18 protein-coding genes are annotated in these 20,328 nt (G+C 68.1%); 6 read left to right on the forward strand and 12 right to left on the reverse strand.

The annotated features are described in order from the left end of the window. Positions 1 to 26 precede the first annotated feature (26 nt). The 5 genes from nrfD to L0M17_RS10845 form a co-directional block, all read right to left on the reverse strand. A complete protein-coding gene (gene nrfD, locus L0M17_RS10825) occupies positions 27 to 1,052 on the reverse strand; it encodes an NrfD/PsrC family molybdoenzyme membrane anchor subunit (RefSeq protein ID WP_241053963.1) in 1,026 nt (341 codons plus the stop codon). Continuing rightward, the gene (locus L0M17_RS10830; RefSeq protein WP_241053964.1) at positions 1,049 to 1,867 is read right to left on the reverse strand and encodes a 4Fe-4S dicluster domain-containing protein; all 819 of its coding nucleotides are present in this window, start codon (positions 1,865 to 1,867) and stop codon (positions 1,049 to 1,051) included. The genes nrfD and L0M17_RS10830 overlap by 4 nt, the downstream gene beginning before the upstream one ends. Continuing rightward, entirely contained in the window at positions 1,864 to 5,109 is a 3,246-nt protein-coding gene (gene fdh, locus L0M17_RS10835) for a formate dehydrogenase (protein ID WP_241053966.1), read from the reverse strand. The genes L0M17_RS10830 and fdh overlap by 4 nt, the downstream gene beginning before the upstream one ends. Before the next feature lie 161 nt (positions 5,110 to 5,270). Then, positions 5,271 to 7,022 carry a RecQ family ATP-dependent DNA helicase gene (locus tag L0M17_RS10840; RefSeq protein ID WP_241053968.1) on the reverse strand — a complete coding sequence of 584 codons (1,752 nt, stop codon included), beginning with the start codon at positions 7,020 to 7,022 and terminating at the stop codon, positions 5,271 to 5,273. 15 nt (positions 7,023 to 7,037) lie between these two features. Continuing rightward, entirely contained in the window at positions 7,038 to 7,451 is a 414-nt protein-coding gene (locus L0M17_RS10845) for a CBS domain-containing protein (protein WP_241053969.1), read from the reverse strand. Positions 7,452 to 7,731: 280 nt separating this feature from the next. On the opposite strand from L0M17_RS10845, the gene L0M17_RS10850 reads away from it, so the two are divergent. The 3 genes from L0M17_RS10850 to L0M17_RS10860 are packed head-to-tail and all read left to right on the forward strand — an operon-like array spanning position 7,732 to position 9,724. Then, complete coding sequence (locus tag L0M17_RS10850) at positions 7,732 to 8,358, forward strand: biotin transporter BioY (RefSeq protein WP_241053970.1); 627 nt, start codon at positions 7,732 to 7,734, stop codon at positions 8,356 to 8,358. Beyond that, positions 8,355 to 9,077: an energy-coupling factor ABC transporter ATP-binding protein gene (locus tag L0M17_RS10855; protein ID WP_241053971.1), complete on the forward strand. Its 723-nt coding sequence runs from the start codon at positions 8,355 to 8,357 to the stop codon at positions 9,075 to 9,077. The genes L0M17_RS10850 and L0M17_RS10855 overlap by 4 nt, the downstream gene beginning before the upstream one ends. Continuing rightward, complete coding sequence (locus L0M17_RS10860) at positions 9,077 to 9,724, forward strand: energy-coupling factor transporter transmembrane component T family protein (RefSeq protein WP_241053972.1); 648 nt, start codon at positions 9,077 to 9,079, stop codon at positions 9,722 to 9,724. Before L0M17_RS10855 ends, L0M17_RS10860 begins: the two co-directional genes overlap by 1 nt. A 53-nt stretch (positions 9,725 to 9,777) precedes the next feature. Here L0M17_RS10860 and L0M17_RS10865 read toward each other — a convergent pair whose 3' ends face one another. From L0M17_RS10865 to L0M17_RS10895, 7 genes are all read right to left on the reverse strand, one after another. Further along, the gene (locus L0M17_RS10865) at positions 9,778 to 10,977 is read right to left on the reverse strand and encodes a thiolase family protein (RefSeq protein ID WP_241053973.1); all 1,200 of its coding nucleotides are present in this window, start codon (positions 10,975 to 10,977) and stop codon (positions 9,778 to 9,780) included. Next, entirely contained in the window at positions 10,958 to 12,358 is a 1,401-nt protein-coding gene (locus L0M17_RS10870; RefSeq protein ID WP_241053974.1) for a class I adenylate-forming enzyme family protein, read from the reverse strand. The genes L0M17_RS10865 and L0M17_RS10870 overlap by 20 nt, the downstream gene beginning before the upstream one ends. Positions 12,359 to 12,537: 179 nt before the next feature. After that, positions 12,538 to 12,882 carry a metal-sulfur cluster assembly factor gene (locus L0M17_RS10875; RefSeq protein ID WP_241053975.1) on the reverse strand — a complete coding sequence of 115 codons (345 nt, stop codon included), beginning with the start codon at positions 12,880 to 12,882 and terminating at the stop codon, positions 12,538 to 12,540. 33 nt (positions 12,883 to 12,915) lie between these two features. After that, positions 12,916 to 13,689, reverse strand: a complete 774-nt coding sequence (gene sufC / locus L0M17_RS10880; protein WP_241053976.1) for a Fe-S cluster assembly ATPase SufC — start codon at positions 13,687 to 13,689, stop codon at positions 12,916 to 12,918. Positions 13,690 to 13,766: 77 nt separating this feature from the next. Next, the gene (gene sufD / locus L0M17_RS10885; RefSeq protein ID WP_241053977.1) at positions 13,767 to 15,059 is read right to left on the reverse strand and encodes a Fe-S cluster assembly protein SufD; all 1,293 of its coding nucleotides are present in this window, start codon (positions 15,057 to 15,059) and stop codon (positions 13,767 to 13,769) included. Next, positions 15,059 to 16,528: a Fe-S cluster assembly protein SufB gene (sufB, locus tag L0M17_RS10890; protein WP_241053978.1), complete on the reverse strand. Its 1,470-nt coding sequence runs from the start codon at positions 16,526 to 16,528 to the stop codon at positions 15,059 to 15,061. The genes sufD and sufB overlap by 1 nt, the downstream gene beginning before the upstream one ends. Then, positions 16,528 to 17,322 (reverse strand): helix-turn-helix transcriptional regulator, encoded by a 795-nt coding sequence (locus L0M17_RS10895; protein WP_241053979.1) that lies wholly within the window; start codon positions 17,320 to 17,322, stop codon positions 16,528 to 16,530. Before L0M17_RS10895 ends, sufB begins: the two co-directional genes overlap by 1 nt. A 199-nt stretch (positions 17,323 to 17,521) precedes the next feature. Between L0M17_RS10895 and L0M17_RS10900 the strand changes: the two genes are divergently transcribed. From L0M17_RS10900 to L0M17_RS10910, 3 genes are read left to right on the forward strand one after another with little or no spacing between them, the layout of a single operon-like run. Next, positions 17,522 to 18,544, forward strand: coding sequence for an ABC transporter ATP-binding protein (locus L0M17_RS10900; RefSeq protein WP_241053980.1), 1,023 nt, complete (start codon positions 17,522 to 17,524; stop codon positions 18,542 to 18,544). Further along, the gene (locus L0M17_RS10905) at positions 18,541 to 19,284 is read left to right on the forward strand and encodes an ABC transporter permease (protein WP_241053982.1); all 744 of its coding nucleotides are present in this window, start codon (positions 18,541 to 18,543) and stop codon (positions 19,282 to 19,284) included. Before L0M17_RS10900 ends, L0M17_RS10905 begins: the two co-directional genes overlap by 4 nt. A gap of 41 nt (positions 19,285 to 19,325) precedes the next feature. Beyond that, positions 19,326 to 20,255, forward strand: coding sequence for a COX15/CtaA family protein (locus tag L0M17_RS10910; protein ID WP_241053983.1), 930 nt, complete (start codon positions 19,326 to 19,328; stop codon positions 20,253 to 20,255). Positions 20,256 to 20,328: the final 73 nt, after the last annotated feature.

Here is a 20,328-nt window from a genome sequence, read left to right on the forward strand (position 1 = left end):
GGATCATCGCCCTTGCGGCCTGCGGTTCAGACCGTCCGGGCCTCGCCTGCCGTGCTTGGCGCCGTCGTCGTTCCCGTCGCTTCGCCCCCTCCCGCCTCGACTGCCACGCGCTTGCCAGCTCCCGTCCCGGGCTGCCAGCTAGCGGGCCGACCGGCGTCGAGCCGCTCGCGTTGCGGCACCACGACGTATTTGGGGTCCCTCGTCGATGCGCGCCCGGCCTCGAAGACTCCGAAGCGGAGGAGCGCGGAGCCGGCTGCGACCGCGATGCCGCCGAGGGCACTCACCAAACGGGAGGAACGCCCTCCCAGGGCGAGCCCAACCGCTCCCCCGACGGTGCATGCCTTCGAGAGCTGCAGGAGCTTCCCCGCCCGTCCTTGATGGAAGGTCTCCGCCGAGAGATGCCCGCTTCGCTCCATGGCGACGCTCAAGGCCGTCTCGACGGCAGCCCCGACTACGGCCATGCGTCGCGCTGGTCCGCTCTCGGCGCGCGGAGCCAGCGCCGCCGCCACGCCGCCCGCCGACGCGGCGGCCGAGCTCGCGAACACAAACGGGAGCCGGCTGTGGGCGTCATGCCATGTCGGGACCGCCGTGTCCGCGATCAGGACGGCGGTGTACGTTGCCACCGCCGAACCGGTGATCCCCGCGCCGATTCCTGCGGCCTTCCCCGCGCGGGGGAAGATGCCGAGGACGTTGGCCGCTGCACTCGCCCCCGCGAGAGGCCCGTAGGCAGACAGGATCCACGACCCCACGCTCATGGGCGACGTGGGCTTCGCGACGCGGAGCATGTTCACGAACCTCTCCGGGCGCCCCAGGTCGTGAACAAGGGCGACGACGGAGGCCGAGATAGCGGTCAAGGCCGTCAGCTTTGCGGTGCGCTCCAGCCCGGGACGCCCGCTGTGCTGAGCGCCTGCCGCGAGGATCGATGAGGCGCCCGCGAGACCGCCGGCGAAGATGTACCCGGCGATGTCGAGCGCCTCCCACGTCGGCTCCTTCAGGATGGGCCTGCCGTAGTACGAGGTGAAGTCCTCCCGACGTTCGCGGCGCGGGCTCACTTCTTGGCTCCCCAGAAGGCGAGCGCTGCCCCGGCGAGCAGGCCGGCCGCGGCTCCGGCCGCGCGCTTCCACATCGCGGGAAGGTCGCGCGTCGTCACGACCGGGTCCGGCGGAAGGCCGTACGTCTCGGGTTCGTCCAGCAGGAGGAAGAAGGCGCCGTCCCCGCCTACGCCGTTGTCCGGATCCCTCCCGTAGAGCTGCGCACCCTCCTCGCCGCGCTCGTGCAGCTCGGCGAGGCGAGCGTCGGCGCGTTCGCGGAGCTCGTCAAGCTCGCCGTACTGGATCGACTTCGTGGGGCATGCCTTGGCACACGCCGGCTCCTCGCCGGCCTCGAGCCGGTCGTAGCACATCGTGCACTTGAAGACCCGGCCGTCCCCCTTGCGCTGGTCGATGACACCGTAGGGGCAAGCTGACACGCAGTAGCCGCAGCCGTTGCAGATGTCCTGCTGGACGACGACGGTTCCATGCTCGGTGCGGAACAAGGCTCCCGTGGGGCAGACGTCGAGGCACGCCGCATGGGTGCAGTGCTTGCACACATCTGAGGACATGAGCCACTTGACGCCGTCGTGGGCCGAAGGGTCTTCAGCCGGGACCTGCTTCTCGATGAAGGCCACGTGGCGCCAGGTGTTGGCCCCGAGCGCCGAGGTGTTGTCGAACGATTCGCCCGTCAGTTCGAGGCTCGTGTCAGCCGGGACTGAGTTCCACTCCTTGCACGCGACCTCACAGGCCTTGCAGCCGATGCACAGGCTCGTGTCAGTGAAGAATCCCTTGCGGGGGACGCCCAAGCTGGGCATGCCGAGTTGGGTGACGCTCATGCCGTGATTCCCTCCATGCCGGTGTGCTCGTCGATGCCGGCACGCCGGCGGTACTCCTCGACGAAGGAAACGAGGTCTGCGCCCCTCGGCCGTCGGCCCGGGCGGATGTCTACTGTCAGCGCCTTGACCTCCTGGATGTGGACGTTCGGGTCCATGGAGATCGACGACAGCTCGTTCATCGCGTCTCCGCGGCTGAGGCCGTTGGGACCCCAGTGGTAGGGCATGCCGATCTGATGGACGATTCGGCCGTGCACGCTGAGCGGCTTCATCCGGTCCGTCACGATGACGCGTGCCTCGATGGCCCCGCGCGCGGAAACCAGCGTGGCCCACCCGCGATGGGTGAGTCCGCGTTCGGCGGCCAGCTGAGGCGAGACCTCGCAGAAGGACTCGGGCTGGAGCTCCGCCAAGTACGGGAGCCAACGCGTCATCGCTCCAGCCGTGAAGTGCTCGGTGAGACGGTACGTCGTGAGGACGTACGGGTAGGTATCGGCGCCGCGTTGTTTCCCGCTGGGGTGGTATCGATTTCCCTCGCGCGGCAGGAGCTTGCGCGCCGGGTTGCGGTCCTGCCCGTAGAGGGCATTCTCGAACGGCGACTCCTGCGGTTCGTAGTGCGTCGGCATCGGTCCATCCACGAGCCCGGCGGGAGCGTAGAGCCAGCCCTTGCCATCTGCCTGCATGATGAAGGGGTCGGTGCCCGCGAGTGCCGCCGCGCCTCGCGCGTCCTCGTCGGGCCGATACGACGGCGGCTTCGTGGGCTCGAAGTCCGGGACGTCGTCGCCCGTCCATTTGCCCTCTTCCTCATCCCACCAGACGAGCTTCTTGCGCTCGCTCCACGGCCGCCCCTCCGGATCCGCCGACGCGCGGTTGTAGAGGGCGCGTCGATTCGCGGGCCAGGCCCAGCCCCACTCGCGACTGGAGACGGTCTGCTCAGTGTGGGGCTTGCGGCGCGCCGCCTGGTTGACGCCGTCGGCTTGGCACCCGCAGTAGATCCAGCAGCCGCACGACGTCGACCCGTCGTCCTTGAGTTCGGTGTAGGCGGAAAGCGGGGAGCCGTCGGCGGCCTTCCCGTTGATCTCGGCGAACACAGCCTCGGCGTCGGGCTCGTCCTGGGTGCCGATCGTCGGGTAGTCCCATGTGAGGTCGAGGACGGGACGGTCTGCGAGGTCTTGCGACTCGGCGAGGATCTTCCGGACCCTGTTGCCGAGGTGCCAGACGAACCAGAGATCGCTCCGACGGTCGGCTTCTGGCTCGACGGCCTGGTCTCGCCACTGAAGCAGCCGGTTGGTGTTGGTGAAGCTGCCGGCCTTCTCGGTATGCGCCGCGGCGGGGAAGAAGAACACCTCGGTCGGGATGTCCTCGGTCCGCAGCTCGCCCGTCGCGATCTCCGGGCCGTCCTTCCACCACGTCGCGCTCTCGATGAGCGAGAAGTCGCGGACCACGAGCCAGTCGAGCTTCGCCATGCCTGCCCGTTGGAGGTGGGCGTTGGCCGAGCCGACCGCGGGATTCTCCCCCATGAGGAAGTAGCCCTTGCACGTGCCCTCGAGCTGGGCGTTCACCGTGTCGTACGTGCTGTGGCTTCCTGTGATGCGTGGAAGGTAGTCGAAGCAGAAGTCGTTCTCCGCCGTGGCCGCATCGCCCCACCAGGCCTTGAGGAGGCTGATGGTGTAGGCCCGCATGTTGGCCCAGAAGCCGCCCTTCGCCGAGTCGGCCTCGATGTACGTGTCGAGGTCGAGGTGGTGCTCGGCGTGGGGGCTCGGCAGATAGCCCGGCAGCAGATCGTAGAGGGTCGGAATGTCGCTCGAGCCCTGGATGCTCGCGTGGCCTCGGAGGGCCATGATGCCGCCGCCCGGGCGCCCGATGTTCCCCAGAAGAAGCTGGAGTACCGACGCCGTCCGGATGTACTGCGTGCCGGTCGTGTGCTGGGTCCAGCCGACGGCGTAGGCGAAGGCGGTTGTGCGTTCGCGCCCGGAGTTCTGGGTGAGGGCTTCGGCGACCTCGGCGAACAAGGCCTGCGGGACCCCGCAGACTCGCTCGACCATCTCCGGGGTGTAGCGCGCATAGTGTCGCTTCAGCACTTGGAACACGCAGTGCGGGTCCTGCAGTGTCTCGTCCCGCTCCCACGTGCCGTGGACGCCGGGACCGCCCGAACCGTGGGACTGCGGATGTGATGCGCCGCCAAGGGTGCTGCCGGATTCCTGGAGATGCGAATCCCGCTCCCCCGACGAGGCTGCCGCGTAGCCCCCTCTGTACTGCCACGTCTCCGAATCGTACGACTGCTTCTTCGGGTCGAATCCGGAGAAGAGGCCGTCGAGGTCCTCGGTGTCCTGGAAGTCTTCGCGCAGGATCGTCGCCGCGTTCGTGTAGTTGAGCACGTACTCGCGGAAGTATGCGTCGTGACCGATGACCCAGTTGATCAAGCCGCCGAGGAACGCAATGTCGGTTCCTGCCCGAATGGGGACGAAGGTGTCGGCAAGCGCACTCGTTCGCGAGAATCGCGGGTCGACGTGGATGATCTTCGCGCCGCGTTCCTTCGCTTCCATGACCCACTGGAAGCCGACGGGGTGGGCCTCGGCGAAGTTCGATCCTTGGATGAGGATGCAGTCGGCCCGCTGGAGGTCTTGGAGGTAGGTCGTGGAGCCGCCGCGGCCGAAGCTCGTGCCGAGGCCCGAGACGGTCGAACTGTGGCACACGCGGGCCTGGTTCTCGACCTGCACGATCCCCAAGGACGTGAAGAGCTTCTTGATGAGGTAGTTCTCTTCGTTGTCCAGCGTCGCGCCGCCGAGGCTCGCGATGCCCAGCGTGCGGCGAGTGCGGACCCCGTCGATGTCCCATTCCCAGGTATCGCGGCGGGTGTCGACGATGCGACGGGCCACCATGTCCATCGCGGTCTCGAGGTCAAGGCGTTCCCAATCCGTGCCATGCGGGCGCCGGTACAGGACATACTTCTCGCGCGAGTCCCCTGTTGTGAGCTGAAGGGACGCGGACCCTTTGGGGCAGAGCCTTCCTCGGCTGATGGGCGAGTCCGGATTGCCTTCGATCTGGATGACCTTCTCGTCCTTGACGTAGACCCTCTGCGCGCAGCCCACCGCACAAAAGGGGCAGACCGAGTGCACTACTCGGTCTGCCGTCTCGATGCGCGCTCTGTGTTCCTCCGTAGCGCGCGATTTCGCCGCGTGGTGTCGGCCTGTCGGATCGTGCTCTAGAAACTGCCGCAGAACCGGCCACTGCAGCGGACTTGCCATGGGACACTCCTCCCCGCCTCGGACCGCGACCACGTGATCTGCGTCACGGGCGCACGGGAGCCATCCTAGCCCTGACCTCTTGGTGCCCCGCCAGCCCTGGACTCAATCAGACGGGGGTCAATCAGAACGAGATCAACCGGAGCGGAGTCGGTCAGACCTGCTCACTCAGGCCGGTCCTCCCGGACGAGGAGGTCCTCGTTCTCATCGATGACCGCGAGCGCGAGCTCCTTGTAGCCGACCGATTCGAAGAGAACTGTGATGCGATCCGGTTCCACGGACATCACGAGCCCGGGTCCCCACTCCCGGTGGCGGACCGGCGTCTGGAGAGACCATTCGTCCGGCGTCGCCGCCTCGCGCTCCTCGGCTTTCTCCGCGCTCCCTTCTTGGAGGCAGTTGTCGCAGTTGCCGCACCACGCGTCCGCTTCCTCGCCGAAGTAGTTCAGGAGCCAGTGCCGGCGGCACGCACCTGTCTCGGCATAGCCCCGGGCCATTTCCACGCGGGACTCGTCGATTCGCTGGCGCGACTCATCCTCGGCCTGGGCGAGTTCCACCGCCCTCTCCGAGGACATAACGGGGGCAGCCCGATAGCCCCGACTCGCCCCGAGGACTCCGCCGCTGTGCTCTAGCAGGTTGAGCGCCCGGGACAGTGCACGAGGACCGAGCTCGGTTTCACGTCTGAGGGCGGCAGCGCGAAGGGGCCCGCGGTCGCGGACTGCGCGGAACACCGCTTCCACGTCCTCCTGTTTGAAGGAACGCCCTGCGAAGAAGCGCTGGAGCCCGAGGTCCTCGGACCGGTAGTGGAGGATGCCGATCGCTGACCCCCCGTCCCGCCCTGCGCGGCCGATCTCCTGGTAATAGCTGTCGAGCGAATCGGGGATGTCGGCGTGGACAACGAAACGGACATCGGGCTTGTCGATGCCCATCCCGAAGGCCGTGGTCGCGACGACGACATCGAGTTGGTTGTCGAGGAAGCGTTCGTGCACTGCGGTGCGGTCTGCCGCACGCCGGCCCGCGTGGTAGGCCTCCGCGCGGAGGCCTCGCTGCGAAAGCTCGTCGGCGTACTCCTCCGCGACCCGGCGCGTCGCGACGTACAGGAGCCCTGGGCCCCGTAGCTCAGTGACTTCATCGAGGACAGCCTGCCGCTTGTCGAGGTCGCCCGCGTGGCGGATGACCCGGAGCTCGACATTGGGGCGATCGAAGCTCTGCACGAGCTCGAGCGGGTCACGGAGCCGGAGGCGCTCGACGATCTCTGAGCGGGTGTGCGGCGAGGCGGTCGCGGTGAGCGCGATGACGGGCGGGGCGCCGAGACGCTGGGCGACGTCCCCGAGGAAGAGGTAGTCGGGGCGGAAATCGTGGCCCCACGAGGAAATGCAGTGAGCCTCGTCTACGACGAAGAGTCTGATGTCGAGCGCCGCAAGGCGCTCGATGGTCTCCTCGCGGGCCAGCTGTTCGGGTGCCAAGAACACGAAGTGCGAGCCGCCGTCGTCGAGCGCTGCCCACGCCTCCCGCACCGCACGCGCCCCGACTGCTGAATTGAGGGCGACGGCGCGGCCGTCGCCAAGGCGCTCGTTGATCGCCTCGGCCTGATCGCGCTGAAGGGCGATGAGGGGGCTCACGACGACGGTCACTCCGGGGAGCGCTGCTCCGGGGATCTGGTAGATCAGGGACTTTCCATGCCCAGTGGGCATGACCGCGAGAACGTCGCGTCCTTCGACGGCCGCCACCAACGCCTCGAACTGGCCTTCCCGCCATGCGTCGATCCCGAACTGCTCGGTGGCGATGCGTCCGAGTGCCTGCGCTGACGGCGTGGCCGAGCCAGTCTCCGATGCGGAGCCGTCGGTCGGGGGCGAGGCCTCCGAGTCCGACGGCGCTGCTTCGGGCTTGGCCTGCTGATGCGGTCCAGTAGTTGTCATCCAGGAAGGCCGGTCTCAGAAGGAGATGAGCTTGACGAGCTCGCCGACCTGGTCCTCAGGCAGGCTCCTGGCGATGTCGGCTTGCGCGACCATGCCGATGAGGTCGTGACCGTCGATCACGGGCAGGCGGCGGACCTTGTGCGCCTGCATCGTCTGGATCGCTTCCTCGACACTATCGTCGGCACCGATCGTCACGGGCTTGCCCTCGGCGAGGCTGCCCGCCTTGGTGTTGCGCGGGTCCCCTCCTTCGGCGAGGCATTTAACCACGATGTCGCGGTCGGTGATGACGCCTTTGAGACGATTGTCCTCGCCGCAGATCGGGAGCACGCCGACGTCGAGGTCCCGCATCTTCTGGGCAGCGACCTGGAGGGTATCGTTCTCGCCGACGCACTCGGCTCCTGCAGTCATGATTTCGCGCGCGGTAGTCATCCGATTCCTCCTGTGGATTGTCGGGGCCGCAGTACCGCGGCCCGATTGGTTGCGGTAGCGATAGCGAGGTCCCAGCCCCGTTGGGCCGGGACCACTCTCGGGTTACCCGCGCACTGGGGCGAAAAACGCGGCGCCCGGGGCGCGGACGGCCGCCCTTGTAGACCACCGCCAACAGTTGGCAGCGGGGCATCGTTGGCTTCTCACAAAATGGGCCCCGACGATGGTGCGTAGCCTTCTGAATCAGAGTTCCGGCGAGGTGCCGGCTGATCTAGGAGGATCCATGAGCCAGAAGACCGAGCCCACGGCTCCGGGAACGTCTCGGTACCGCCGGACATGGGACGCGCAGTCCCTCGCGCTCGTCGCCGTTTTCGCCGCTCTCATCGCGGCGTCGGCTCTGGCTCCGGCGATCCCCGTGGGGAGCTTCGGCGTCCCAATCACGATCCAGACGCTCGCTGTGGCGCTCACCGCGCTCGTCCTCGGCGCATCGAGGGCCGCGGCCGCCGTCGGACTCTACCTGCTGCTGGGTTTCGCCGGGCTGCCGATCTTCTCCGGAGGCCGCGCGGGCCTGCAGATCCTCGCTGGCGGATCGGCCGGGTACATCGTCGCGTTCCTCGTCGGGGCCATCATCCTCGGGGCGCTCGCAGAGCTCATTGTGCGCCGCGCCTCTGCACGACGACGCGCCCTCTGGTTCTTCCTGGCCGCGACGGTCGTCTCCATCATCGTCGTCCACGCGCTCGGCGTCCTCGGCATGATGGTCAACCTCAAGCTCTCGTGGCAGGCGGCCTTCGTCGCGGATCTCGTCTACTACCCGGGTGACATCCTCAAGAACCTGATCGCTGCCCTCGCAGCGACTGCCGTCCACCGCGCTTTCCCCGACGTGCTGGTCCGGCGGGTCCGGCGCGCGTGAGCCGCATCGAACTCGCCGGAGTCCGCGTCGCGGTCCCTGTGGACGCGGACTCCGGTCCACGCGAGAAAGTGGTGCTCGAAGGCATCGACGCGGTGCTCACCGAGCGCCGCGTCGCCGTCATCGGCGCCAACGGTTCGGGGAAATCCACGCTCCTCCGGCTCCTCAACGGGCTGGTCGAGCCGAGCTCGGGGGCCGTCCGCGTCGACGGGCTGGACGCCTCGCGGGAGACGCGAGCCGTCCGCCAGCGCGTCGGATTCGTCTTCACGGACCCGTTGTCCCAGCTCGTCATGCCGACAGGGCGCGAGGACGTCGAGCTCTCTCTGCGCCGCCGTCATCGGGACCGGAGCGAACGAGCAGCGGCCGCGCAAGAGGTGCTGGCTCGATTCGGGCTTGAACGGCTCGCCGATCAGAGTGTCTACGAGCTCTCGGGCGGTGAGCGGCAGCTCATGGCACTCGCCGCAGTGCTCGCCGTCGATCCCGCCGTCCTCGTCCTCGACGAGCCGTCAACGCTGCTCGACCTCCGCAACCGCGAACTCCTGCGGCGGACCCTTGCGACTCTCCCCCAACAGGTGATCCTCTCGACCCACGATCTCGAACTCGCGCTCGACGCCGAGCGGGTACTCGTCGTCGAGGCCGGCCGCATTGCGTTCGACGGCGAGCCGACGGAAGCGATTGGGTTCTACCGCAACTTGTGTGGCGCAGGGTCGGAGGCGCTCTGATGCCCCGCCGAAGGACCTGGGGGATTCTCGGCGGCTACGTAATCGGCGATTCGTGGCTTCATGCGACGCCGCTGTGGGTCAAGTTCCTCGCCGGCCTGACCGCCAGCGCGGCGAGCTTCTTCCTGCTCGACTGGCGCGTCTCCGCGGTGGCTCTTGCCACCGTCGTCGTTGCTTGGCTCTCGTCCGGGCTCGGCCTGCGGCGGCTCGCGGCCTCCTCGCGCGTCGTCGTGCCGCTCTTAGCGGTCCTCTTCGCGTTCCAGTGGTGGCAGCAGGGGCCTGCCACAGCGGCGCGCATTGTCTTGAATCTGCTGCTGTGCTTCGTGGCCGCAGGGCTCCTGACGGCGACCGTCCCGTTGCAGGACCTGCTCGACGCCGTTACGCGCCTCGCGTCTCCCTTCCGGCGATTCGGCGCCGATCCGGAGCGCTTCGCCCTCGCGATCGCGATCATGGTCCGCAGCATCCCTGTGCTCGCCGGCGCCTTTGATGAGGTGGGCGAGGCCGCGCGGGCGCGAGGCCTCGAGCGAAGCGTCCGGGCGCGCACACTGCCCGTCGTACTTTCGGCGGTGGCCTACGCGCGAAGGACCGGCGACGCCCTCGCTGCGAGGGGTCTAGGCGAGGCCGACGACGCGTTCCCTGACGAGAACTGACCACTCGTCCCACCAGAAGTGACCACTCGTCGCGTGAGAAGTGACCACTCGTCTCAGGGGAGGCGACGGCTTTCGAACAGTGCGGCGGTGCCGAGGCCCCCCGCCGAGCTGATCATTGCCAGGCACAATGAGCCCTCCGGCAGTGACTGTGCACGGGCGAGGAGCCGCACGACTGAGACAGCTCCCGAGGCCGCATAGGCGTGGCCGAGGGCGAGCGAACCGCCGTCGGTGTTCAGGACCTTGTCGATGTGGGCGTCGTCGAGGCCGAGCCGGTCCATGCACGCGAGCACCTGCCCTGCAAAGGCCTCGTTGAACTCGATGGCCGCGAGGTCGGTGGGCGCAATCCCGTGCCGTTCGAGCAGGGTTTCGGCCGCCACGGCTCCGCCGAGCCCCAACCTCCGGGGATCGACGCCGGCCGTCACGGCGTCGACGAACGCGAGCGCCCTTGAGCGCGGGCTAGCGAGCGCTGGGGCATCTCCAGTCCCGACCACGAGGACCGCCGCTGCCCCGTCGGCGTCGGTGCACGAGTTGCCGGCCGTCACGGTTCCCCCCCGAATGAAGGCAGCCGGGAAACGGCTCAAGAGCGACGCGTCGAGGCGTGTCCGCGGGCCATTGTCCGCGGTGACGGTCGTGCCGGCGGCAGGGATCGTCACCAGCTCGGCCTCGTAGCTTCCTGCCGAAGCCGCGGCCAACGCACGACGGTGGCTCCGCAGCGCGAACCAGTCCTGCCGACCCCGCGAGACGCCCGCTTCGCGCGCCACCGTCTCAGCCGCCACTCCCATCTCCGGGTCGCCGTCGCCGTCGTCCCCGCTCGGCGCGTGCTGGGCCCGCGAGAAGAGCTCGATCGCGCCGTCGGCCGCGCGGCGTCCCCGAACAGGAGCCGTGCTGATCGACTCAGCACCCCCGGCGAGGAACACCCCGCCTCCCTGGGCGAGCCGGCACGCGAGGACTACCGCGTCGAGACCCGAGCCGCACTGGCGGTCAATGGTGAGCCCGGGAACGGACTCGGGCAGGCCTGCCTCGAGCGCTGCGAGCCGGGCGAGGTTTCCGCCTCCGCCTGCCGCATTGCCGACGACGACCTCCTCCACGGCCATTGCCGGAACCCCCGTGCGCTTGACGAGTTCCCGCAGGACCGGCGCGAGGAGGTGTTGGACTTCGACTCCCGCGAGCGAAGTGCGGGCCCGGGCGAGCGGAGTTCGCAGGCCCGCCACGATGAGCGGTGCCGTCCGCGGGTCAGGCAAGGCGCCGGGCACGGCTGTCCCCTTCGAGGATCCAACGCTGGAACTCCGCACGGCTGAGCTTTCCGCGCTCCGTCACGGGCAGCTCATCGAGTTCGAGGTATTGGAGCGGCCTCTTGGCCGGTGCGAGCCGTCCCTCGAGGCCGGCTCGGAGCTGGAGCTGGCAGAGTCCGGCGTGGGCGGGCACGACGCCGGCCACTACGCGTTGCCCGCGCACGTCGTCGGGCACGCCGGCGACGACGACCTCCGCGACGCCCGGCAGCATAGCCAGCGCCGCCTCCACCTCGTGCGGGTACACGTTGTGGCCGCCGGTATTGATCATGTCCTGGGTGCGGCCGAGAACGTGAAGCTCGCCGTCCCGCAAGAAGCCCTGGTCACGAACAGTGCACCAGTCACCCAGTCCGGTGAAGGCGCGCCCGTCGTCGCCCCACACGTACCCGTCGCTCACCATGGCGCTGCGAACTGCGATATTGCCGGTCTGCTCGGACGGAAGGGGCGTCCCCTCGTCATCGAGGATCCCGAGTTCGACGCCGGGGAACGCACGCCCGACGCCGGTTCCCACCTCGGCGGGGGCCGCGCTGGTGCGATGAGCAGTAGCAGCCACGAAGCTCAGTTCGGAGGCACCGTAGTACTCCCAGACGACCGCGTGCGGCGCCCATCGCCGAGTGGCCTCCAACGTGCGCCGGTCGAGCTTCTGGCCCGAGCAGACCATGGCCGTGACGCCGCTTGCGTCGACGTCCCCGACGAGGCCGCGCTCGGCGATCACGCGAAGCATGGTCGGGACGAGGACCAACCTCGTGATCCCGCGGGCCAGGATTTCGCGGTGGGAGTCTGCAACGTCGAAGTGCGGGAGGGTGTGGAAGGTCGCGCCCGAGTAGAGGCACTCCGAGAGCGTGTAGAGGTTGAGGCTGGCCGAGAGCGGGCCCGGGGCCAGAACGCGGTCCTCGGGGGTGAGCTCGAACAGACGAGTAGATGCTTCGAAGGACTGCCGCCATGAGGTCCTCGTCCGGGAGAAGGCCTTGGGCACTGACGTCGTACCGGAAGTCAGTCCCACGAGGAAGCTCGCGCCGTCGTCGCCGTCCTCGAGCGACGCCGGCTCGAACGGCCGCCCGTGCCAACGGAGATGGAGCAGATCGCCGACTCGTTCCGTGAGGGCTGCGGGCCAGGCCGGGTCGAGCACTGCGCACTCTCGATCCGCGGCGACCCCCGCCGCCCACCGGACTGCGAAGCCCACGCCGTTCGGTTCCTGGAGCACACGCACGTCCTCGCCCGAGCCGGCGAGACGGCGCGCTTGGTCCGCAAGTTCAGCCCACGAAAGGTGCTCGCGCCCGCAGACGACGGCGGGCTCGTCCGGCTTCTCGGCCGCCCACGCGGCGAGACGGTCGAGGAAGGGCATCTCACAATTCTATGCGGCGCAACGGGAGTGCGGCTGCTCGATGACGGCGCTTGACGGCTGGCATGCCCTCCCCGGCACCTCCGGCGAGCCGAGGACGACGACGGCCGCCGGCCCCTCTCCTGGAAGAGGGACCGCCGGCCGTCGGGCAACCTAGGGGCGGGTTCGCCTGTGGGCAGGGGTCAGATGTTGAAGCCGAGCGCCCTCATCTGATCGCGCCCGTCCTCGGTGATGCGTTCGGGACCCCACGGGGGCATCCACACCCAGTTCAGGCGCCACTCGTCGACGACGCCGTCGAGGACCTGGCCCACCTGCTCCTCGAGCATGTCGGTGAGCGGGCAGGCTGCGGTGGTCAGGGTCATGCTGATGAGCAACGTCCCGTCCTCACCGTATTCGAGCCCGTAGACCAGTCCCAGATCCACGACGTTGACGCCCAGTTCGGGGTCGATCACGTCCTTGAGCCGCTCCTCGACATCTTCGAGGGCGGTCGGAGCTGGCTGGATTCCAGCAGCTTGGGGATCAGACATGGCTCTCCTTTTTCGGACTAGGAGTTTGTGGACTTACGCCTGCAGTGCGGAGCCGGCGCCGGCGAGGTAGCGGTCGTAGCCCTCTTCCTCGAGGCGGTCGGCGAGCTCGGGGCCACCCTGCTCTGCGATCTTCCCGTCCACGAAGACGTGGACGAACTCGGGCTTGATGTAGCGCAGGATGCGCGTGTAGTGCGTGATGAGCAGGGTGCCCATGTTGCCGGCCGCGTGTGCGCGGTTCACGCCCTCGGAGACGACCTTGAGCGCGTCGACGTCGAGTCCGGAGTCCGTCTCGTCGAGGATGGCGAACTTGGGCTTGAAGAGCTCGAGCTGGAGGATCTCGACGCGCTTCTTCTCACCGCCCGAGAAGCCCTCGTTCACGTTGCGCTGGGCGAAGTCGGCGTCGATGCGCAGCTGCGCCATCGCTTCCTTGACTTCCTTGGTCCACGTGCGGATTGCCGGGGCCTTGCCGTCGATCGCGGTCTTCGCGGTCCGGAGGAAGTTGGTCATCGTGACGCCGGGAACCTCGACCGGGTACTGCATCGCGAGGAACAGGCCAGCGCGGGCGCGCTCGTCGACGCTCATGGCAAGGACGTCCTCGCCGTCGAGCGTGATGGAGCCCGACGTGACGGTGTAGCGCGGGTGGCCCGCGATGGTGGAGGCGAGCGTGGACTTGCCCGAGCCGTTGGGGCCCATGATGGCGTGCGTCTCGCCCGTCCTCACGGTGAGCGTCACGCCCTTGAGGATCTGCTTGACGCCCTGCTCGGTCTCGATCGAGACATGCAGGTCCTTGATCTCCAGAGTCGACATGTAGTTTCTCCTTGCGCCCGGCGCCGCCGGGCTGTGCTCAAACGGTCCCCGGCTCTCGCCGGGACCAATCCTGTTGGTCAGTTGTCTCCGGCTTCGAGCTCACGCTCGACGGCCTCGGTGAGGTGCTCCTCGATGGAGGCCACGCCGATCTTCTGGATGATCTCGTGCAGGAAGCCGCGCACGACGAGGCGCCGCGCGACATCCTCCGGGATGCCCCGGGCCATGAGGTAGAAGAGGTGCTCGTCGTCGAAGCGACCGGTCGCACTCGCGTGCCCGGCGCCCTTGATGAGGCCCGTCTCGATTTCGAGGTTGGGCACCGAATCCGCGCGGCCGCCGTCCGTGAGCACGAGGTTCTGGTTCTTCTCGTAGCTGTCCGTGCCCTCGGCCTGCTTCTGGATCAGCACATCGCCGACCCACACCGTGTGCGCGTCCTTGCCCTGGAGGGCCCCCTTGTAGAGGACGTTGGAGACACAGTTGGGCTGGGCATGGTCCACGAAGGTGCGGTGCTCGAGGTGCTGGCCCGCATCGGCGAAGTACAGGCCAAAGAGCTCGGCTTCACCGCCCGGCTGGGCGAAGCGCACGGTAGGCGTGATGCGCACGAGCGAGCCGCCGAGCGAGACAGCGACGTGCTTGATCTTCGCGTCCTGGCCCACCTTGACCTGCTGAGACGAGGCGTGCACCGAGTCGTCGTGCCATTCCTGGAGCGAGACGAGGGTGAGCTCGGCGCGGTCGCCGACGACGACCTCGACGTTCTCCGCGACGACCGCCTGGCCGTTGTGGTTGAGGACGACGACGGCGCGCGCGCCCTCCTCGGCGACGATCACCACATGCTGGGCTGCTGCCGCAAGCCCAGCGCCGGTCAGCGTCACCAGGACGCGGTCCTCGAGCTGAGCGCCGGCGGGGATGGTGACGACTGTCGCCTCAGCGAAGTGCTCCCAGGCGTTCGCCGACACGCGGTCCTCGGGAACGCCGGCCGAGCCGATGCGCGCGTCCTCGCGGCCGACGGTCTCGACGCGCACGGGTTCCGGCGCCTCGACAGCGACAGCCGGCGCCGCGCCGTCGAGCGCGTTCTTGTGCAGCCCGCCAAGGCGACGCAGCGGGGTGAACCGCCATTCCTCTTCCGTCCCCTTGAGTTCGGGGAAGTCGGCCAGTCGATAGGAAGTGAGGCGCCCTGCACGCGAGCTGTCCGGAATGCCGTAGCCGCCCCCGTGCGAGTGGCTCTTGGCTGCGTCCCCACCCAGCGGCCCGGTGGCCACGGGTGCCGGCGAGAGGCTTTCGCCCTCTTCGGTGAACCCGGCGATCGAAGGCGCTCCGATACGCGCCTTCTCCTGCGCTGCGTCCTGCAGAGCTTTCTCAGTAACTTCAGTCATTAACCGACGGACCCTTCCATCTGCAGTTCAATGAGGCGGTTCAGCTCGAGGGCGTACTCCATGGGAAGTTCGCGGGCGATCGGCTCGATGAAGCCGCGCACGATCATCGCCATGGCCTCGTCCTCCGGGAGGCCGCGGGACATGAGGTAGAACAGCTGCTCCTCGCTCACGCGCGACACCGTAGCCTCGTGTCCGAGCACGACGTCATCTTCACGAATGTCGATGTACGGGTACGTGTCGGAGCGGGAGATCGTGTCCACGAGGAGGGCATCGCAGCGAACCGTGTTCGCCGAGTGCTTCGCGCCTTCGCGCACCTGGACGAGGCCGCGATAGGCAGCGCGCCCGCCGCCGCGCGCAACCGACTTTGAGACGATCGAGGACTTCGTGTTCGGCGCGATGTGGACCATCTTGGAACCCGTGTCCTGATGCTGGCCCTCGCCCGCGAACGCGATCGACAGGGTCTCGCCCTTGGCGTGCTCGCCCACGAGGTACACGGCCGGGTACTTCATGGTGACCTTCGAACCGATGTTGCCGTCGATCCACTCCATCGTGCCGCCCTCATGGCAGATCGCACGCTTGGTCACGAGGTTGTACACGTTGTTCGACCAGTTCTGGATCGTCGTGTAGCGCACGCGGGCGCCCTTCTTCACGACGATCTCGACGACCGCAGAGTGCAGCGAATCCGAAGTGTAGATCGGGGCCGTGCAGCCCTCGATGTAGTGGACGTAGGAATCCTCGTCCGCGATGATGAGCGTCCGCTCGAACTGGCCCATGTTCTCAGTGTTGATGCGGAAGTAGGCCTGAAGCGGGATCTCGACGTGGACGCCCTTCGGGACGTAGACGAACGAACCGCCGGACCACACAGCGGTGTTGAGGGACGCGAACTTATTGTCGCCGACTGGGATGATCGTGCCGAAGTACTCCTTGAAGAACTCCGGGTGCTCCTTGAGCGCGGTATCCGTGTCGAGGAAGATCACGCCCTGCTTCTCGAGGTCCTCGCGGATCTGGTGGTAGACGACCTCGGACTCGTACTGGGCAGCGACGCCCGCGACGAGGCGGCTGCGCTCGGCTTCCGGGATGCCGAGCTTCTCGTACGTGTTTCGGATGTCCTCGGGCAGATCTTCCCAGGACCCCGCCTGCTTCTCCGTCGAGCGCACGAAGTACTTGATGTTGTCGAAGTCGATGCCGGAGAGATCAGCTCCCCACAGCGGCATGGGCTTGCGGTCGAAGTACTTGAGGCCCTTGAGCCGCAGGTCGAGCATCCACTCGGGCTCGCCCTTCTTGCTGGAAATGTCGCGCACCACGTCCTCGTTGAGTCCGCGGCGGGCGTTCGCCCCTGCGACGTCCGCGTCGGCCCAGCCGTACTCGTACGTGCCGATCCCGTGGAGCTCAGGGTTCTTCTCCAGAATCTCCGAGATCACAGTGGGCTCGACGTCCACGTTGTGCTTCTCGGCCAATTGATCCGTCATCACGGCCTCTCGTTGGTAGGGACAGGGATTACGTCAGAGTGGGGGCTCGAGGCGCCAGAGTCTGTCAGTCTGGCCCCCCGTCCCGTGGGAATGTGCGTCGTGCAGACGTGGCCGCCGGAGGCAAGGGTCGAGAGACGGCGCACGTCGACTCCGAGCAGGCGTGAGAACACGGCGGTCTCCGTGTCGCAGAAGACGGGGAACTCGGCGGCAAGCTCCTGCACTGGGCAGTGACCTTGGCAGAGCTGGACACTCGCGAGATGGTCTGGGATTCGTCTTCCTGCACGGCTCGCGACTTCCGCCGCAGAAGCCACGAACCCGTCGTCCGTGAGGGCTTCGGCGAGAGCGCGCGAACGCGCGGCCACATCGTCGCCGGCCGCGTCGACGAGCGGCTGGTACCGCTGCTCCATTGCGGCGAAGCGCTCCTCGGCGAAATCCTCGACGGCGCCCGGGCCGGCAACGTCGGAAAGCCGGTGGAGTGCCGTGCGAGCGATGTCGAGGTAGTCATCACCGATGGACGACTGCCCACGCGAGGTCAGGACGTAACGGCGAGCGGGTCGGCCGGCGCCGGTGCCCGAGGTAGCGACGCGCTTGACCTCGACGACCCCTGACTTCGTGAGGGCGTCAAGGTGGCGGCGGACCGCTGCCGGGGTGACATTGAGCAGTTCGCCCAACTCGGCGGCGCTCACGGGACCATGCTCGAGCACCGCGCTGAGGACACGGTCACGCGTGCGGTCCTCGGCGTCGCGGGGCACACCTCGGCCGCGCGTCTGAGCGGGCACAGGTGTCATCGTCATGGAATACACAACACAATCTTCACCTAATCTCTTCCCCACCTCCAGTAAGGAGGGACTTAGTTGGACGATAGGTGCGTCACATCCACCATTCCTTGCGCTCGCCACAGCCCATGTGAAGCACTTTCGGCGCACCTCGCGGCGGCCTTGCACCCGCCCTGCGCTGGCAGTCGGGCGCCGTTACTACGTTGCGTAGAATGGAATGGTGCTCAGAACCGGTTCCCCCTGCCTCGAGATCGAGGGGCTGATCCACGACGTCGGGCCCATCGCTGCCGAAGGCGGCCGTATGAAGCGGGTGCTTGCCGGCGTCGACCTCACAGCCTACGCAGGCCAGGTCACCGTCCTCCTCGGCGTCAACGGCGCGGGCAAGACGACGACCCTCGAGTGCGCTCAGGGCCTCCGGCGCCGCACCGGTGGATTCATCAGACTCCTCGGCGAGGACCCGCAGACCGCGGGGGCTGATCTCCGGGCGCGAGTCGGCGTCATGCTTCAGGACGGCGGGCTCCCCCCCTCCGCGCGGCCCATCGCGCTTCTCAAGCACGTGGCGGGCATGTACCGCAACCCGCTCCCGGTGGACGAACTCGCCGAGCGCCTCGGACTCGATCAGTTCTCCGGCACGAACATCCGCAGGCTCTCCGGGGGGCAGAAGCAGCGCGTCGCCCTCGCCGCTGCCCTCGTGGGGCGCCCTGAAGTCGTCTTCCTCGACGAACCGAGCGCGGGCCTCGACCCGCAGTCTCGCCAGGTCGTCTTCGACCTCATCCATGAGCTGCGGGCCCAAGGGCTGGGCATCATCCTGACGACCCACCTCCTCGACGACGCCGAGCGGCTGGCAGATTGGGTCGCGATCCTGGACAGAGGTCACATCGTCGCAGAGGGCACGGTCGCAGAGCTCCTCGGAGGTGCGACCCAGGCCGCCCGCCGCATGACAGTCCGAGCGCCTTCAGGTCTCGACCTGGCCGCGGCCTTCGCCGGGGCACGCCCCGCCATCGAGGTCCGCGAATCCCCCGCCGGCCACTACACGATCGAGGGCGAGCTGACCACGGCTCACCTCGCCGCCTTGGCCCAGTGGCTCGACGCGCGGGGCATCATGCCCAGTTCTCTCGAGCTCGGAAGCCGGAGCCTCGAAGACGTGTTCCTCGGCATCGCCGAGGCATCGGCCGCGCAGGATTCCCTTCCGACCAACAGAGCGCACGAGGCCGAAGGCCGGAAAGTCGAGACAGCATGAGCACCGCCACCTCCCTCTCGGGACGCGTTTGGCAGCAGGGCCGCTACGAGACGCTCACGATGCTGCGCAACGGCGAGCAGCTCGTACTCTTGGTCGTCCTGCCCCTCATGGCCCTCATCGGGCTCACTGTCACACCGTTCCTCGACGGCCTCGGCCCGAACCGTGTCGACGTGGCCGCCCCGGGGGTGCTTGCTCTCTGCACGCTGTCGACCGGCTTCACGGGCCAGGGAATCGCCACGGGCTTCGACCGCCGCTATGGCGTGCTTCGCTTCCTCTCGACGACACCGCTCGGCCGGGCCGGACTCATCGCGGGCAAGACGGTGGCCGTTCTCGTCGTCCTGGCCATCCAGGTCGTCGTGATCGGGGGCATCGCATGGCTCCTCGGGTGGCGCCCGTCGTTCCCCGGAGCCATCCTCGGACTCGTGTTGCTCGCCGTCGGCGCCGCCGTGTTCACCGCGCTCGGGCTGCTCGTCGCAGGAACCGCACGCCCTGAGGCCACGCTCGCCGTGACGAACCTCGTCTGGATACTGTTCGGCGTGTTCGGGGGAATCGTGATGCCGAGCAGCAAGCTCCCGTCCCAGATTTCCGGCATCGTCGGCTTCCTGCCGTCAGGCGCCCTTGGCGACGCCTCCCGAGCGGCGTTCCTGCACGGCACGCTCGACCTTCAAGCGGCAGTCGTCCTGATCGTGTGGGGCGCCGCGGCTGGCCTCGCCGCAGTCCGCTGGTTCAAGTGGAACTGACCACCACCTCTCATCCCACCCCCGATCCCGGAGAAGATCACATGTCCCAGACCGCCGTCCGCCGCTTCGTCGGTTGGCTGCCCACCGCCGTCGACATGCGCGTACGCGTTCTCGCCGTCGCTTCGCTCATCGGGCAGATAGTGCTCATTGTCACGGGCGGCGCCGTGCGCCTCTCGTCATCCGGCCTCGGCTGCCCGACCTGGCCCCGCTGTACCGCCAGCTCACTCACCACCACGCCGGCGATGGGCTATCACGGCATCATCGAGTTCGGGAACCGTCTGCTCACGTTCGCGCTCAGTGCCGTCGCAGTCGCGATGCTTGTCGCGGTCTGGAACCTCCGCAAGGAGCGCAAGGACCTCTTCTGGCTCTCCGTCACGCTTCTGGCCAGCATCCCCGCGCAGGCCGTCATAGGCGGCATCTCCGTGCTGACGCAGCTGAATCCGTGGGTCGTCGCCCTGCACTTCCTGGTGTCGATGGCACTCGTCGTCTTCGCGACGATCCTCGTGAACCGGGCCTACGGTCGCTCCGGGCGCATCATGACCCGTACCCTGCCCGCTCTCCCGGGCTCGATGCGACCGGTCACGATCGCGACCGCCGGCGCGGTGGCGCTCGCCGTCGTCCTCGGCGTCGTCGTCACCGGTGCCGGTCCGCACGCCGGTGACGCCAACGCTCCCCGCAACGGCCTCGACTGGGACCTCCTCGCGCATCTCCACGCGGTCCCGGCGTACCTCGTCACGTTCGGTGCACTGTTCGCCGTCATCGTCGTCCTGACGCGTCGCGTTGGCGGCCCGTTCCGCTCGGCCGTCCTGGGCCTCCTCGGGCTCACCGTGCTGCAGGCAGCCATCGGCATCACGCAGTACTACACGGGCATTCCGGCGCTGCTCGTCGGACTCCACATGTTCGTGGGAGCGCTGCTCATGGCCGAGGCAACCAATGCCGCCGACCTTGCGAGCTGGAGCCCGCGCCTCTAGGCAGACTGTGGGCGAGCCCACCAAGAGTGAGCCCGCCAAGAAAGGGGGCGGCGGCGTCGTGGTCATCACGACG

This window comes from Sinomonas terrae (assembly GCF_022539255.1).
Classification (GTDB): Bacteria; Actinomycetota; Actinomycetes; order Actinomycetales; family Micrococcaceae; genus Sinomonas; species Sinomonas terrae.

What these genes read in the sequence shown, in the direction of transcription:
- L0M17_RS10840 (WP_241053968.1), bottom strand. Translation starts at nt 7,022, where the DNA reads ATGACAACTACTGGACCGCATCAGCAGGCCAAGCCCGAAGCAGCGCCG.
- L0M17_RS10875 (WP_241053975.1), bottom strand. Translation starts at nt 12,882, where the DNA reads ATGTCTGATCCCCAAGCTGCTGGAATCCAGCCAGCTCCGACCGCCCTC.
- sufC (WP_241053976.1), bottom strand. Translation starts at nt 13,689, where the DNA reads ATGTCGACTCTGGAGATCAAGGACCTGCATGTCTCGATCGAGACCGAG.
- L0M17_RS10850 (WP_241053970.1), top strand. Translation starts at nt 7,732, where the DNA reads ATGAGCCAGAAGACCGAGCCCACGGCTCCGGGAACGTCTCGGTACCGC.
- L0M17_RS10860 (WP_241053972.1), top strand. Translation starts at nt 9,077, where the DNA reads ATGCCCCGCCGAAGGACCTGGGGGATTCTCGGCGGCTACGTAATCGGC.
- L0M17_RS10895 (WP_241053979.1), bottom strand. Translation starts at nt 17,322, where the DNA reads ATGACGATGACACCTGTGCCCGCTCAGACGCGCGGCCGAGGTGTGCCC.
- L0M17_RS10910 (WP_241053983.1), top strand. Translation starts at nt 19,326, where the DNA reads ATGTCCCAGACCGCCGTCCGCCGCTTCGTCGGTTGGCTGCCCACCGCC.
- L0M17_RS10830 (WP_241053964.1), bottom strand. Translation starts at nt 1,867, where the DNA reads ATGAGCGTCACCCAACTCGGCATGCCCAGCTTGGGCGTCCCCCGCAAG.
- L0M17_RS10905 (WP_241053982.1), top strand. Translation starts at nt 18,541, where the DNA reads ATGAGCACCGCCACCTCCCTCTCGGGACGCGTTTGGCAGCAGGGCCGC.
- sufB (WP_241053978.1), bottom strand. Translation starts at nt 16,528, where the DNA reads ATGACGGATCAATTGGCCGAGAAGCACAACGTGGACGTCGAGCCCACT.
- L0M17_RS10845 (WP_241053969.1), bottom strand. Translation starts at nt 7,451, where the DNA reads ATGACTACCGCGCGCGAAATCATGACTGCAGGAGCCGAGTGCGTCGGC.
- fdh (WP_241053966.1), bottom strand. Translation starts at nt 5,109, where the DNA reads ATGGCAAGTCCGCTGCAGTGGCCGGTTCTGCGGCAGTTTCTAGAGCAC.
- sufD (WP_241053977.1), bottom strand. Translation starts at nt 15,059, where the DNA reads ATGACTGAAGTTACTGAGAAAGCTCTGCAGGACGCAGCGCAGGAGAAG.
- L0M17_RS10900 (WP_241053980.1), top strand. Translation starts at nt 17,522, where the DNA reads ATGGTGCTCAGAACCGGTTCCCCCTGCCTCGAGATCGAGGGGCTGATC.
- L0M17_RS10870 (WP_241053974.1), bottom strand. Translation starts at nt 12,358, where the DNA reads ATGCCCTTCCTCGACCGTCTCGCCGCGTGGGCGGCCGAGAAGCCGGAC.